Origin of the sequence: Tsukamurella tyrosinosolvens (assembly GCF_900104775.1) — a bacterium.
GTDB lineage: Bacteria > Actinomycetota > Actinomycetes > Mycobacteriales > Mycobacteriaceae > Tsukamurella > Tsukamurella tyrosinosolvens.
On record NZ_FNSA01000001.1, the window covers coordinates 277,991 to 292,075 of the forward strand.

The window sequence follows — 14,085 nt, forward strand, 5'->3', positions numbered from 1 at the left end:
CACACATCACTCGCGGGCAGACCCTGCCCGAAAACGACGATGGGCCCCAGGCGCACGGCCCGGGACCCATCGTTCACCTACGTCCAGTCTAGGCGTTGGGGAGCACCACGACGCGACGGTTCGGCTCCGCGCCCTCGCTCTCCGAGCGCACACCGTCGACCTTGGCGACGGCGTCGTGGACGATCTTCCGCTCGAACGGCGTCATCGGCTTGAGCGACTCCTTCTCACCGGACTCCGCGACCCGCTGCGCGACCTCGGCACCGAGGCCCGAGAGGCGGGTGCGCCGGCTCGCGCGCCAGCCGGCGACGTCGAGCATGAGGCGGCTGCGATCTCCGGTGGACTGCTGCACCGCGAGGCGGGTCAGCTCCTGCAGCGCATCCAGGACCTCGCCCCGCTGGCCGACCAGCTTCGCGAGATCCTCGCCGCCGTCGATCGCGACGATGGCGCGGCCGCCCTCCACGTCGAGGTCGATGTCGCCGTCGAAGTCGAGGATGTCGAGCAGCTGCTCGAGGTAGTCGGCGGCGATCTCGCCCTCCTCGACCAGCTCGTCGTCCTCGTCCGCGGGGCTCTCGGCCGGGGCCTCGGCGGGAGCCTCGGTCACGGTCTGCTCCTCCTCGACGGTCACGTCGTCAGGCATGGGTACTCCTTGGGAATTCGATCATCAGGGGTTCGTGGGCGCGGCGCTCAGCGCTTGCGCTTCTTGTTCCGGTTGCGCTGCTGCTGATTGCGCTGCTGCTGCCGGGCGTTCGCGGAGGGGTGCTGAGGCTTCGGCTTGGCACCGGGAGTCGGCTTCGACGGTGCCGCATCCGCAGCCTCAGCAGCCGTACCCTCGGCGTCGTCAGCCACCGTCTCCGCGGCCTTCGTCAGGGACGTCGCCGCGCCGCCCTTCTTGGGCTTCGCGCCGGGCTTGGGAGCGTTCTCGGCGCGCTTCTCCTGCGCCAGCCGCTTCTTCTCCTCGTCCTCCTTGTCGAGCTTGCCGAAGACGATGTGCTGCTGGCAGTACGTCCAGATGTTCTGGGTGACCCAGTAGATCAGGATGGCGACCGGCAGGAAGAAGCCACCGACCAGCACGCCGATGGGGAAGACCCACAGCATGAGGCGGTTCATGATGGCCGTCTGCGGGTTGTCCAGCGAGGCGACGGGCTGGCGGGCGATGGAGGCGCGCGAGTTGAAGTGCGTGGCCAGCGCCGCGACGATCATCAGCGGCACCGAGAGGGCGATGATCCACCACTTCTCGAAGTTCGGCTCGATGTAGGCGATCACGCCGTTCGCGTCCGGCGGGCTCACCGGCATGAAGGCCTGGAACTGCGCGACGGGCTCCTGGACGTACGACGAGAGCGGCACGCCGAAGAGGCGCGCGTCGAGGAAGCTCTGCACGTCGGTGGCGGAGAAGAAGTAGTTCGCGGTGTGCCGGGTCTCGTAGGCGTTCATGTCCGGCGAGCCGAACATCTGCGCGGTCCCGCCGCTCATCCGGTTGAACGAGCGCAGCACGTGGAACAGGCCGATGAACACCGGCACCTGCAGCAGCGCGGGGAGGCAGCCGAGGAGCGGGTTGAAGCCGTGCTCCTTCTGCAGCTTCTGCATCTCCAGGGCCAGCTTCTGCCGGTCCTTGCCGTACTTCTTCCGCAGCGCCTGCATCTGCGGCTGGAACTCCTGCATCTGCCTGGTCGTCCTGATCTGGCGGACAAACGGCTTGTACAGGATGGCGCGCAGGGTGAGCACCAGGAAGATCACGGAGAGGGCCCACGTGATCCCACTGTCGGGGCCGAGGCCGGGCACGAAGGAGAAGACCTTGTGCCAGACCCACATGATGCCCGACACCGGGTAGTACACGTAGTCCAAGGACATCGGATTGAAACTTGACACGGGGCGGTGCTCCTTGCCGATCTATTTCGAACAGGTTCGTGGGCGCGGTCATTCGCGCATCGGGTGGTGGAAGCCGCTGGCGGCTGCGGCTATTCGGGAACGGGGTCCCAGCCGCCGCGGTGCCACGGACCGCACTTGAGCAGCCGAATGGTACTGAGGTACACACCCTTCACCGCGCCGTGCGCCGAAAGTGCTTCGACCGCATACTCGCTGCAGGTGGGGGTGAATCGGCAGGTGGGCGGCCGCACGGGGGAGATCCACGTCCGGTACACCTGCACCAGAGAGATCAATGCCCGCCGAGGCATCGCCCGCAGCCTGCTCCCGGCGCTCGGCCGCTGCTCCTCGATCACAGCGCACCCAGCTTCATCAGGCCCGAACGCAGTTGCGCCGTCAGCTCGTTCGCGTCGTCGTCCGCCGCGGCCCGCAGCGCGCGGACCACCACCAGCGCGCCATCGTCCAACTCGCCGGCCACCGAGGCGACCGCAGCGCGCAGTCGGCGCGCGACGGCGTGCCGAATCACCGCGTTACCCACGGCTTTCGAGACGACCAGACCCACGCGCGGCGCCGGCGTCACGGGATCCGCCGCGGACACGACGAGGCCCGGTCCCCCCTCGGAAGCGGGGACCGGGCTCGGGTCCGTCGTCATCGCCACGTGCACCACGATGGAGCGGCGACCCACGCGCCTGCCACCTTTGACCGCCGCGGCGAAATCGCGCGACGAGCTCATGCGGTAGCGGGCGGGTAACACGTCAGTGGTCTGCCTTCTCCATCGCCTTTGCAACAGCGCCACCGCGACCGGGCGGACCGGAACGCGGTGGCGCTATGCGAGAGCGAAAATCAGGCCGTCAGCTTCGCGCGGCCCTTGGTCCGACGCGCAGAGACGATCGCGCGCCCGGCACGGGTGCGCATACGGAGACGGAAGCCGTGCACCCGCGCGCGGCGACGGTTGTTCGGCTGGAACGTCCGCTTGCCCTTGGCCACGGTGACACTCCTTGTTCAGTGGACGGCGCTCGTGCGTCGTCTCGATGGATGGAAACTTCTCGGCGGCACGTGAAGCTCGACTTGAGGTCGAACTCGCCCGACGGATCGGCGTGCGCACAGACCGGTCAAGACTACTTATCCCCACTGACAAGGTCAAACCGGCGCCCGCGAGGCCGCGTGACAAGCGTCACAATCGCCCACCGGCGACACGCCGAGCGCTCCCGACATCCCACCGCATCCTGCGGGAATGTGCGTTGTGTTGAGGACCGCGCTCCACTCTGTTAACTTTGCCGAATGCGATTGCTGAGCACGGCCACGGCGCTCCGTGGACCCCGAGCACGGCAGCTTCGGGCCGACCGGCACCGGGCGTGTAGCGGGCTCGGTGCTGCGCCGTAATCCGGTGCCACCCGAGCGCTGACCCCGCAGTCCTGCGACCACGTCATTCACAGCCGAAGCCAACGGCTGACTACACCTGTACTCCCAGTCCTCCACACCTGTGGATGAACCTGTGGAGTACAGTTCATGCGCAGGTCGAGCGGGGTGCAATCATGCACAGCTCGACGTTGGACGTGTGAACGAGTACGCCGGTCGGAAGCCGGAGACCGAAGGCTTTCAAACCCGGTGTGGAGGACCTGATGACCGTTGATCCGCTGATCGAGACGTGGACCGCCGTGGTCGACGAGCTCTGCGGAGACAACACCGATCGCACCCTCACCAAGCAGGAGAAGGCCTGGCTGAAGCTGGTCCAGCCGCTCACGCTGACCGAGGGCTTCGCGCTCGTGGCCGTGCCCTCCCAGCTCATGAAGGACGCGATCGAGCGCAGCCTCCGCGAGCCGCTCGTCGCCGCCCTCACCACCCGCCTGGGCCAGGACGTGGAGCTCGGAGTCCGCATCTCGCCCGACGCCACGCCCCCGGCCGCACCCGCCGCGCCCGTCGTCGCGGCTCCCGCCGAGGGCCCCTCGGGCCCCAGTACGGCGGATCTGACGGTGCCCGTGAGCGAGATCGCGGCGGGGATGCCGGGCGCACCGTCACCGTCGGTCCAGCTGCCCCCGCCGATGACCGGGCCGGCCGCCAACGGCACGGCGATGACCGGATCGTCGGGCTCGAGCCTGAACCAGAAGTACACCTTCGAGACCTTCGTCATCGGCGCCTCGAATCGCTTCGCGCACGCCGCGGCCTTCGCGGTCGCGGAGGCGCCGGCCCGCGCCTACAACCCGCTCTTCATCTGGGGCGAGTCCGGGCTCGGCAAGACCCACTTGCTGCACGCCGCGGGCCACTACGCCCGCCGGCTCTTCCCCGGGATGCGCGTGAAGTACGTGTCCACGGAGGAGTTCACGAACGACTTCATCAACTCGCTCAAGGACGACCGGCAGGTCCAGTTCAAGCAGCGCTACCGCGACGTGGACATCCTGCTGGTGGACGACATCCAGTTCCTCGAGGGGAAGCTGGGCATCCAGGAGGAGTTCTTCCACACGTTCAACACCCTGCACAACGCGAACAAGCAGATCGTGGTCTCCTCCGACCGCCCGCCGAAACAGCTGGCGACGCTGGAGGATCGGCTGCGCACGCGGTTCGAGTGGGGCCTGATCACCGACGTGCAGCCGCCCGAGCTGGAGATCCGCATGGCGATCCTGCTCAAGAAGGCGCAGATGGAGCGGATCCACGTGCCGCCGGACGTGCTGGAGCTCATCGCGACGCGCATCGACCGCAACATCCGCGAACTCGAGGGCGCGTTGATCCGCGTGACCGCGTTCGCCTCGCTGACCCAGACCGACGTGACCTACGAGCTCGCCGAGATGGTGCTGCGCGACCTGGTACCGGACACCACGACCATCGAGATCTCCTCCAGCACCATTCTTTCCGTGGTGGCGGAGTACTTCGAGATCTCCGTCGCCGACCTCAAGGGCACCGAGCGCGCCCGGGCGGTGACGCACGCGCGGCAGATCGCGATGTACCTCTGCCGCGAGCTCACGGAGCTGTCGCTGCCGAAGATCGGCCAGATCTTCGACCGCGACCACACCACGGTCATGTACGCCGAGCGGAAGATCCGCAAGGAGATGCCCGAGCGGCGCCGGGTCTACGACCAGGTGCAGGAGCTCACGACCCGCATCAAGCGCCGCAGCCAGTAGCCGCCCGGCCCGGTACTCCCGCGGGAACCCGGGCCGCGGCGGTCAGCGGCCGGCCGAGCAGATCAGCGGGCCGCCGCTGCCGTCAGTGCTGCTCTCCTCCGACACCACCTTGCCGTTGCGCGTGATCGAGCAGCCCACATCGCCCGTGTAGCCGAGCACCGTCACCGTCACCATGAACGAGTCCGAGGTGAACTGCTTGGACCACGGAAGCGGCTGCGAGCCGAACAGATTCGTATCGGGCACGCCGACCGTCACCAACTGCGCCGAGCCGCTGCCCGTGACCTCGACGCGCCACTGACGCGCGTCCGGGCCCGTGCTCGACCCGCCGCCGAAGATGGGCGGGATCGAGATGCCCGACGGGACGCCGCTGGGCAGCGTGATGCCGCCCGACCGGCCGCTCGTAGTGGTCGTCGTCGGGGGAGCGGTCGTGGTCGTCTGCGAGGACGCCGTGTTCTCCGGAGAGCCGCTGGTTGCCACGAGGGCGACGATCACCGCGAGAACGAGCACGAAGACCACCGCCGCGGCGGCGATCCAGAGCATCTTCCGATTGCCTCCGGAGCCGCCTCCGTCGCCACCGGAGCCACCGCCCGGGCCGCCGGGGCCGGGGGGAGGGCCCTGCGGCGGCTGGGCACCGTACTGGCCGTACTGATCGCCGTAGGCGCCCGGCGCGTAGCCGAGCTGATAGCCACCGTCGTACGCCTGCGTGGGCGGGTCCTGCGGGCCCGGCCCGACGGGGCCCGCGGGTCCCGGTCCGGAGGCTCCGGTGGGTCCGCCGACGGGTGCCGGCGGCCCCGCGGGCGGGCCCGGATCGCCGGGCCGCTCGTATTCCCGTGTCGGTTTCGGCACATTCGGCGTGCCGGGGCCGACGGGGTAGTTCTGGCCGCCCGGGTGCTCTCCAGGGTGCTGCGGATCCGGATATCCCATGGTCACACCGTACGCGCCGCGCGCCCGCTCGCGAACTGTGAGTTACTCACCGGTATTGCACACAGCCTGTGGATAGATCCCCGAAATCCCAGGAGTGACCTGGGGAGAGTTCATCCACAGGTTTCCACAGGCGGGGTTCCTCACCAATCACACGGATGTAGTTCCACAATCCCTGCGGCGCGTCGTCAACACCCCGACACGCCACCCGCGCTGCGCCGACGGCGAGTTTCCACATAGTCCACAGGGCTTATGACGATGACATATTTCTTCTCTAGATCCTTCTTTTGAAAAGAGGGTGAGTGAAGGTCCGGCGTGCTCCGCTCCGCCGAACCCGAAGTTCGGGCCAGCGGCCACCTGAACGCCACCGGATCAGTCCGGCTCCTATAGCATCGAAGACCTCACGGTCGTGCCCGCCACGCCGTACCCGAACGACCCCCACCGAAAGGCCCCGTCGGCATGAAGTTTCGCGTCCCGCACGAGGAGTTCGCCGAATCCGTCGCGTGGGTGGCGCGCAGCCTGCCGTCACGCCCCCCGGTGCCGGTTCTCGGCGGCGTCCTGCTCAGCGCGGGTGACGACGGCCTGACCGTCTCGGGATTCGACTACGAGGTCTCGGCCCAGGTGCGCGTCGGCGCCGAGGTCGCGGACGAGGGCCAGGCGCTGGTCTCCGGCCGCCTGCTCGCGGACATCACGAAGGCGCTGCCGAACAAGCCCGTCGACGTGCAGCTCGACACCACCCGCGTCGCGATCACCTGCGGCAGCGCGAAGTTCTCGCTGCCCACGATGCCCGTCGAGGACTACCCGCAGCTGCCCGAGCTGCCGCAGCAGACCGGCGCCATCGAGCGCGGCACCTTCGCCGAGGCCATCGCGCAGGTCGCGATCGCCGCGGGCAAGGACGACACGCTGCCGATGCTCACCGGCATCCGCGTCGAGATCGAGGGCGAGCGGGTCGTGCTGGCCGCGACCGACCGGTTCCGGCTCGCGGTGCGCGAGTTCGACTGGCAGCCCGCCTCGTCGGACGTCAAGGCCGCCGTCCTGGTGCCGGCGAAGACCCTGTCCGAGGCCGCGAAGACCTTCGCCGTGGACCCCGAGGTCGGCATCGCGCTGGGCGCGGGCTCCGCCGTCGGCGCCGACGGCCTGCTCGGCGTGGTGGGCGCGGACCGTCGTACTACGACCCGCCTGCTCGACGCGGACTTCCCGAAGTTCCGGCAGCTGCTGCCGGCCTCGCACACGGCCCTCGCCACCATGGAGATCGCGCCCCTGCTCGAGGCCATCAAGCGCGTGGCGCTCGTCGCCGATCGCGGTGCGCAGGTCCGGATGGAGTTCGCCGACGGCACGCTGCGGCTCTCCGCCGGCGGCGACGACGCGGGCAAGGCCGAGGAGGAGCTGCCCGCCGACTTCCAGGGCGAGGCGCTCACCATCGCCTTCAATCCGGGCTACCTGCTCGACGGCCTGGCCGCGATCCACACCGAGTCGGTGACCTTCGGATTCACCACGCCCAGTCGGCCTGCGGTGCTGCGCCCCGCGGTGGAGAATGGCTACGAGCCGGACGACTCCGGCGCGTTCCCCGCGCCGCAGAGCCCGTACACGTACCTGCTCATGCCGGTGCGCCTGCCCGGCTGATCGAACCGTCGTCTCCGCACGGAAGGGTGCCGCGAACATGCAGTTGGGTCTGATCGGTCTGGGCAAGATGGGCGCGAACATGCGCCAGCGGATCCGCAACGCCGGCCATGAGGTGATCGGCTACGACCCCCGCCCCGAGGTCACCGACGTGCCCTCGCTGGAGGCGCTCGCGCAGTCGTTGGCGGCGCCCCGCACGCTGTGGGTCATGGTCCCGGCCGGGGACATCACCCGCGAGACCGTGCGCAAGCTCGCCGACATCCTCGAGCCCGGTGACCTCGTGATCGACGGCGGCAACTCGCGCTACACCGACGATCAGGTCAACGCGGAACTGCTCTCCTCCAAGGGAATCGGCTACCTCGACTGCGGCGTCTCCGGCGGCGTGTGGGGCCTCGAGAACGGCTACGGCCTGATGGTCGGCGGCTCGGACGCCGACGTCGAGCGCGCCATGCCGATCTTCGACGCGCTGCGGCCCGAGGGCGAGCGCGAGGACGGATTCGCCCACAGCGGGCCCGTCGGTGCGGGCCACTACGCCAAGATGATCCACAACGGCATCGAGTACGGCCTCATGCAGGCCTACGGCGAGGGTTACGACCTGCTCGAGGCGGAGCCGCTCATCGAGAACGTCGCCGGCACGCTGCGGGCCTGGAGCAAGGGCACCGTCGTGCGGTCCTGGCTGCTGGACCTCCTCGTCAAGGCGCTCGAGGAGGACCCGGGCCTGCAGGAGATCACCGGCTACACCGAGGATTCCGGCGAGGGGCGATGGACCGTCGAGGAGGCCATCCGCCACTCCGTGCCGGCGCCCGTGATCGCCGCGGCCCTGTTCGCGCGATTCCAGTCGCGGCAGGACGATTCGGACACCATGAAGGCCGTGTCCGCGCTGCGCAACCAGTTCGGCGGGCACGCCGTGCGACGCGCGGACTGACCGGGGCCGACTGCTCCTTTGTACGTCCGCCGGCTCACCCTGCACGACTTCCGGTCCTGGGACGACGTCACCGTCGACCTGGAGCCGGGCGTCAGCGTCCTCGTGGGCCGCAACGGCTTCGGGAAGACCAACCTCGTCGAGGCGCTCAACTACCTCGCCACCCTGGGGTCGCACCGGGTGGCCACGGACCAGCCGCTCATCCGCGTCGGCGCCGAGAGCGCGTCCGTCGCGGCGACGGTGCACAACGCCGGTCGCGAGCTGACGGCGGAGATCGACATCGTCGCCGGCCGGGCGAACAAGGCGCGCATCAACACCGCGCCCTGCCGCCGGCCGCGTGAGCTCCTCGGCATCCTGCAGTCCGTGCTCTTCGCCCCCGAGGACCTGGCACTGGTCCGCGGCGAGCCGGGCGGTCGCCGACGCTTCCTCGACGACCTCGCGATCCTGCGCACGCCCCGGATCGCCGCCGAGAAGGCCGACTACGAGCGGGTGCTCAAGCAGCGCACCGCGCTGCTCAAGACCGCCTACGCGGCCGCCCGCCGCGGCGGTCCCGACGCCGACTCGATGCTGTCGACGCTCGACGTCTGGGACGAACAGCTGGCCCGGTTCGGCGCCGAGGTGCTCGCCGCGCGGCTCGAGGTGGTCTCGTCCCTCGCGCCGCACCTCACCGTGGCCTACGCGGCGCTCGCGCCGCACTCGCGCGCCGCCACCGTCGCATACACCAGCTCCCTGTTCGAGGGCTTCGACGGTGACCCCGCCGCGGCATCGGTCGCCGAGCTGGAGCAGCTCCTCCGGAGCGGCCTCGCGGCCGCCCGACAGCGCGAGATCGAGCGCGGCGTCTGCCTGGTCGGCCCGCACCGCGACGACCTCGACCTGCGGCTCGGGAACGAGCCGGCCAAGGGCTTCGCCTCGCACGGCGAATCCTGGTCGTACGCATTGGCGCTGCGGCTCGCCTCCCTCGAGTTGCTGCGAGCCGGCGGCTCCGAGCCGGTGCTCCTGCTGGACGACGTCTTCGCAGAGCTCGACGCGAAGCGCCGCACCGCGCTCGCCGAAGTGGCCGCCGGCACGGAACAGGTGATCGTCACCGCCGCCGTTCCCGAGGACCTGCCGCCCGCGCTGCGGGCCGCGACCTTCCAGGTCACCGTCGACGGTCCCGCCGACGCCCGGGTCTCCCGCCTGGCCGAGGCGGAATCGGGCGGTCCGGGGCCGTCTCCTGCGGTGTAGACCCCTGCCGCGTACAGTTCCACTGTTCGTCCCCAAATGGGAACGATTATTGATAACGGCGTGTCAGTGACATGGTCGGAAGGGGTGAGCGGTGCGCATCGCGATCGCATGCATGGGTTCGCGCGGCGACATCAGTCCGCTGCTGGCCGTGGCCGGCGTACTCCGGGAACGCGGCGACGACGTGCGGATCGGGTGCACCGTCGAATCCCAGGAGCACGTGGCCTCGCACGGCTTCGAGCCGCACATCCTGACGACGCTGAACCTCAAGGAGTTCCTGCAGTCGCCCGTCGGCCAGGAGAAGTTCTTCGGCGCGAGCACCACCACCCAGCTGCGCGAGGTCGGCAAGCTCGCCGACTCGCACGCGGACGAGTTCGACACCCGGCTCGCGGCCCTGTGCCAGGACGTCGACTGCGTCATCAGCACCCGGATCATCGAGGAGCGGGCCGCGCTGGTCACGCACCGCGAGGGCGTGCCCCTCGTCATGGTCGAGTACTTCCCGGGCGACGTGCACAGCACCGTTCCGAACCCGTTGCTCGGGCCCCGCCTGCAGGATGTCACCGCGCGGATCCCGGTGCTCCTGCCGCTGACCTACCGGATCTTCAACATCGGCTGGGCGCTGAGCATCTTCGGCAAGACCGTCGAGCTGGCGAAGCGGGTCGACTACCCGCGGCGCGTGATCAATCCGCGGTCGGTGCTCGAGGGTCGCGACATCCTGCGCGTCGAGGCCTTCGGCCGCGCGCTGGTGCCGCCGCGCTCACGCGAGGACGCGCGGCACCCCCGGATCGGCTTCATCCGCATCGAGGGCCGGCCGGCGGATCGTTCCGAGCGCGACGCGATGATCGAATCCTGGCTCGCGGAGGACGACCGCCCGGTGGTCTACGTGGGATTCGGCAGCATGCCGGTCGTCGACTTCGACGGGGTCGTCGGCGGCCTCGCCGAGATCCTGGGGCCCAACGGCCTTCGCGTCCTCGCGGTGCCGGGCTGGTCGGCCAGGACCCGCGACGAGGTCGTCCATACCGCGGACCTGTTGATCGTGCCCGACGTCGACCACGACACCGTCTTCCCGCGGTGCGCCGCCCTCGTGCACCACGGTGGGGCCGGCACGACCGCGATCGCCGCCGCCTCGGGCCGGCCGTCGCTGGTGTGCAGCCAGGCCTTCGACCAGCACTTCTGGGGACGCCGGATCGAGGCCGTCGAGGCCGGGGCGATCCTGCCCCGCCGCCGGATGACCGCGCGGACCATCGCCGAGGGCGTGCTGCGGCTCGTGCGGGACGAGCGGGTCGTCGACGGAGCCCGGCGCACAAGCGCGATCGCGGCCGCGGACCTGGGTGGGCGCGACGAGTTCCTGGCCGCGTTCGACGCCTTCCTCGCCGAGGTCGACGGTGCCGGCACCGCGGCCCCCGGCCGCTGACATGACCGGCTCCGCCGGAGGGCGGTCCGGCGCGACGCGCTGGATCTCGCTCGGCACCCTGTGCATCGCCGTGCTGATGACCGGCATGGACAACAGCATCGTCACGATCGCCCTCCCGACGCTGAGCGAGGAGTTCGGCGGCGGGATGAGCGCCCTGCAGTGGATCGTCGACTCGTACACCCTGGTGTTCGCCGGGCTGCTGCTCGCGACGGGGTACCTCGGCGACCGCCTCGGTCGCCGGAAGGTGCTCATCGCCGGACTGCTGTGCTTCGTCGCGATCTCCGTGCTGGCCACGCGGTCCACGTCCCTCGCGGAGCTCATCACGGCGCGCGCCGCGCTGGGCGCCGCTGCCGCGTTCATCTTCCCCGCCACGCTCGCCGTCATCTCGGATCTGTTCCCGGAGAAGGAGGAGCGGACGAAGGCGATCGCCGTGTGGTCCGCCGCGGCCGGTGCCTCGATCGCGATCGGTCCCGTGGTCGGCGGCTACCTCGTCGAGCACTTCGCGTGGTCGTCGGTGTTCTGGATCAACGTGCCGATCTCGATCGTCGCGATCGTCGGCTGCCTCGCCCTGGTCCCGGAGTCGTTCGGCTCGGAGCGCCCGTCCTTCGACCTCCTCGGCGTGCTGCTGTCGATCTCCGGGATCACCCTGCTGGTGTGGGCCCTGATCGAGGCGCCGAACTTCGGCTGGGGCAGCGCACCCGTGGTCGGCGCGCTGGTCGGCGCCGCGGTCTTCCTGCTCGCCTTCGTTCTGTACGAGCGGCGGCACCGCAACCCGGTGCTCGACGTGACGCTCTTCCGTTCGCGCGGCTTCGCGATGGGTTCCTTCGCGATCTGCGCCGGCTTCTTCTGCCTGCTCGGCTTCGTCTTCATCACGATCATGTACTTCCAGGCCGTGCTCGGGTACGGGCCGCTCGAGACCGCGGTGCGCGTGATCCCGTTCGCGCTGGCGGCCGTCGCGGTGACGCCGCTCGCGGCGCTGGCGAACACGGAGCGGCGCATGAGGTTCACGATCGCGCTGGGTCTCGCGATCATGGCCGCCGGCTTCGTGCTCACCGCGCGGCTCACCGAATCCGCCGACTACCTCACGCAGATCCTGCCCGCGATGTCCGTCATCGCCGTCGGCCTCGGCCTGCTCCAGGGCCCCGCCACCACCTCGGTGATGACCTCCGTCCCGTCGGGCGAAGCCGGTGCCGGTTCGGCGGTGAACGACACCACCCGCGAGGTGGGCGGCGCGCTGGGGGTCGCGATCCTGGGGTCGGTGGTCGCGCACCTGTACTCCGCGAAGGTCACCGAGGACGTCGCGCGGCTGCCGCTGGCGCCCGATGCCCGGGCCGAGGCGGAATCGTCCGTCATCGGCGGCATCCGGGCGGTCGCCGCAGCGCCGCCGGAACTGCAGCCCGCGCTCGGGCACACCGTGCAACAGGCCTTCGTCTCCGCGATGCAGTCGGCCAACCTCGTCGCCGCGGGCGTCGGTGCCGTCGCGTGTGTCGTGGTCGCGGTCTTCCTGCGTACCCGGCCGGCGTCGCGGCACCGTCGGACCGCCGAGAGCGAGCAGGTCAGCGTGCGGGAGCTGCTGGCCCGTGCCGGGGAAGCCGTGACGGAACCGATCACACTGCCGCCCGGCCCCGCCCGACGAGGAGTCCCGCCAGTCCGCACAGCCACGCCACCAGGTAGCCGGCCGCGAGCGACAGCGGGATCACCGGCCGCCCGTACTCCTGCAGCACCAGGGGCGCGAGCACCGGGAGCGTCGCCGCCGCGAGGGTGACCCAGCCCCAACGGCGCGCGGCCCCGATGCCGCGGCGGACCAGGCGCAGGTTGGCCCACCAGCACAGCAGGCCGAGCACGCCGACGGCGTACACGTAGCCGTAGAGCGGTCCCGCCTCGCCGTACCTCCCGACGGGGTCGTAGAGCGCGTGCAGGTGCCGGTCCAGCCCGCCGAGCGCGAGCTGATCGGCGAGGGCGTAGCCGAGCCCGGCGGCGGTGGCGAGCGCGCCGAGACCGTAGGCGACGAGGGTGCGGCGGGTGCCGTTCGACGGTGCCGTCTCCGTGCGCCCGAGTGTCTGCTGGGTCATGTCCTTCTCCTTTGGAACTCCGAGTACCAAGTTGGTACACCACGTACCATAGATCCGTGACCGACAGTGTGGAACCCCGAGTACCAAAATCGGGGACAACCCCGAGAAGGCCGCGGCTGGCACTCGCCGAGACCCGGCGCCGCGTCCTGGACAGCGCCGTGGAGCGCGTCGTGGCGGAGGGCCTGGGGACGGGACTCGAGCACATACGGCTCGAAGACGTGGTCCGCGACGCCGACGTCTCCCGGACGGCCGCCTACAGGTGCTGGCCGCAGCGGGAGGACTTCCTCGCCGATGTCCTCGCCGCGCTCGCCGAGCCCGCCCTACCGATCGCCTCGACCCGCGGCGCCCGAGCCACGACGGTGGTCCGGGAGGCCGTCGGTGCCGATCCCCGGAGCCTGCGGACGGTCGGCGACCGCCGGTCCGCCCTCCTGCGCGCGGTCGCGGCGTCCGCGGACGACGACCTGCTCGCCGACCGCGAGGAGGACCGGCGCTGGCGGCTGTACCTGACGCTGGCGATGGTCGTTCCGTCGCTGCCCGCGGGGCCGCAACGGGATCGCGTGGTGGCTGCCGTCGACCGCGCTGAGGACGCCGTGGTGTCCCGCCTGGAGGACGACTACCGGCGACTCTTCGAGCTCTTCGGATTCTCCAGCACCGTCGAGTATCGCGAGCTCGCCACGGTCGGCCTGGCGCTGATGCGCGGGTACGTCGTGGGCGGGCACACCGGCGCCGCCCCCGCCCGTCCGGGACTCGGGTACGCCCTCCTCGCCGACGGGGCGGCGACACCGTCGGACGGGGAGGACTGGGACGAGGAGCGCGGCCGGCGCGCACTGGACCGTCTCGCCGCGCCCGACGTCTTCGACGGACCGTGATCGTGGCCGCGAACGCTGTCGGTGCGGGTGAGTAGCCTGGTGATGACAGAGTCGCGGGCGTGAGGAGGCG

13 protein-coding genes are annotated in these 14,085 nt (G+C 70.4%); 7 read left to right on the plus strand and 6 right to left on the minus strand.

Annotated features, from left to right (window positions below; translation table 11 throughout):
- Positions 1-88: 88 nt before the first annotated feature.
- The 5 genes from BLW32_RS01345 to rpmH form a co-directional block, all read right to left on the minus strand.
- Positions 89-637, minus strand: a complete 549-nt coding sequence (locus tag BLW32_RS01345; RefSeq protein ID WP_068526253.1) for a Jag family protein — start codon at positions 635-637, stop codon at positions 89-91.
- 47 nt (positions 638-684) lie between these two features.
- A complete protein-coding gene (yidC, locus tag BLW32_RS01350) occupies positions 685-1,848 on the minus strand; it encodes a membrane protein insertase YidC (protein ID WP_068526254.1) in 1,164 nt (387 codons plus the stop codon).
- 107 nt (positions 1,849-1,955) lie between these two features.
- Positions 1,956-2,171 (minus strand): membrane protein insertion efficiency factor YidD, encoded by a 216-nt coding sequence (gene yidD / locus BLW32_RS01355; protein ID WP_068526313.1) that lies wholly within the window; start codon positions 2,169-2,171, stop codon positions 1,956-1,958.
- A 41-nt stretch (positions 2,172-2,212) separates the two neighbouring features.
- The gene (rnpA, locus tag BLW32_RS01360; RefSeq protein WP_258794884.1) at positions 2,213-2,656 is read right to left on the minus strand and encodes a ribonuclease P protein component; all 444 of its coding nucleotides are present in this window, start codon (positions 2,654-2,656) and stop codon (positions 2,213-2,215) included.
- 47 nt (positions 2,657-2,703) lie between these two features.
- On the minus strand, positions 2,704-2,847 hold the full coding sequence (rpmH, locus tag BLW32_RS01365; protein ID WP_068526256.1) for a 50S ribosomal protein L34: 144 nt from the start codon (positions 2,845-2,847) through the stop codon (positions 2,704-2,706).
- A gap of 635 nt (positions 2,848-3,482) precedes the next feature.
- On the opposite strand from rpmH, the gene dnaA reads away from it, so the two are divergent.
- Entirely contained in the window at positions 3,483-4,976 is a 1,494-nt protein-coding gene (gene dnaA, locus BLW32_RS01370) for a chromosomal replication initiator protein DnaA (protein WP_068526314.1), read from the plus strand.
- Positions 4,977-5,018: 42 nt separating this feature from the next.
- Here dnaA and BLW32_RS01375 read toward each other — a convergent pair whose 3' ends face one another.
- Positions 5,019-5,900 (minus strand): hypothetical protein, encoded by an 882-nt coding sequence (locus BLW32_RS01375; RefSeq protein ID WP_139286007.1) that lies wholly within the window; start codon positions 5,898-5,900, stop codon positions 5,019-5,021.
- Between the two features lie 456 nt (positions 5,901-6,356).
- On the opposite strand from BLW32_RS01375, the gene dnaN reads away from it, so the two are divergent.
- The 6 genes from dnaN (at position 6,357) to BLW32_RS01405 (ending at position 14,015) form a co-directional block, all read left to right on the plus strand.
- Positions 6,357-7,520, plus strand: a complete 1,164-nt coding sequence (gene dnaN / locus BLW32_RS01380; protein ID WP_068526258.1) for a DNA polymerase III subunit beta — start codon at positions 6,357-6,359, stop codon at positions 7,518-7,520.
- 37 nt (positions 7,521-7,557) lie between these two features.
- The gene (gene gnd / locus BLW32_RS01385; protein ID WP_068526259.1) at positions 7,558-8,442 is read left to right on the plus strand and encodes a phosphogluconate dehydrogenase (NAD(+)-dependent, decarboxylating); all 885 of its coding nucleotides are present in this window, start codon (positions 7,558-7,560) and stop codon (positions 8,440-8,442) included.
- Between the two features lie 18 nt (positions 8,443-8,460).
- Positions 8,461-9,663: a DNA replication/repair protein RecF gene (recF, locus tag BLW32_RS01390; protein ID WP_068526260.1), complete on the plus strand. Its 1,203-nt coding sequence runs from the start codon at positions 8,461-8,463 to the stop codon at positions 9,661-9,663.
- A gap of 91 nt (positions 9,664-9,754) precedes the next feature.
- Positions 9,755-11,074 carry a glycosyltransferase gene (locus BLW32_RS01395; protein WP_068740341.1) on the plus strand — a complete coding sequence of 440 codons (1,320 nt, stop codon included), beginning with the start codon at positions 9,755-9,757 and terminating at the stop codon, positions 11,072-11,074.
- A gap of 1 nt (position 11,075) precedes the next feature.
- The gene (locus BLW32_RS01400) at positions 11,076-12,839 is read left to right on the plus strand and encodes an MFS transporter (RefSeq protein WP_139286008.1); all 1,764 of its coding nucleotides are present in this window, start codon (positions 11,076-11,078) and stop codon (positions 12,837-12,839) included.
- A gap of 363 nt (positions 12,840-13,202) precedes the next feature.
- Positions 13,203-14,015 (plus strand): hypothetical protein, encoded by an 813-nt coding sequence (locus BLW32_RS01405; protein WP_139286009.1) that lies wholly within the window; start codon positions 13,203-13,205, stop codon positions 14,013-14,015.
- The last annotated feature ends 70 nt before the right edge of the window (positions 14,016-14,085 follow it).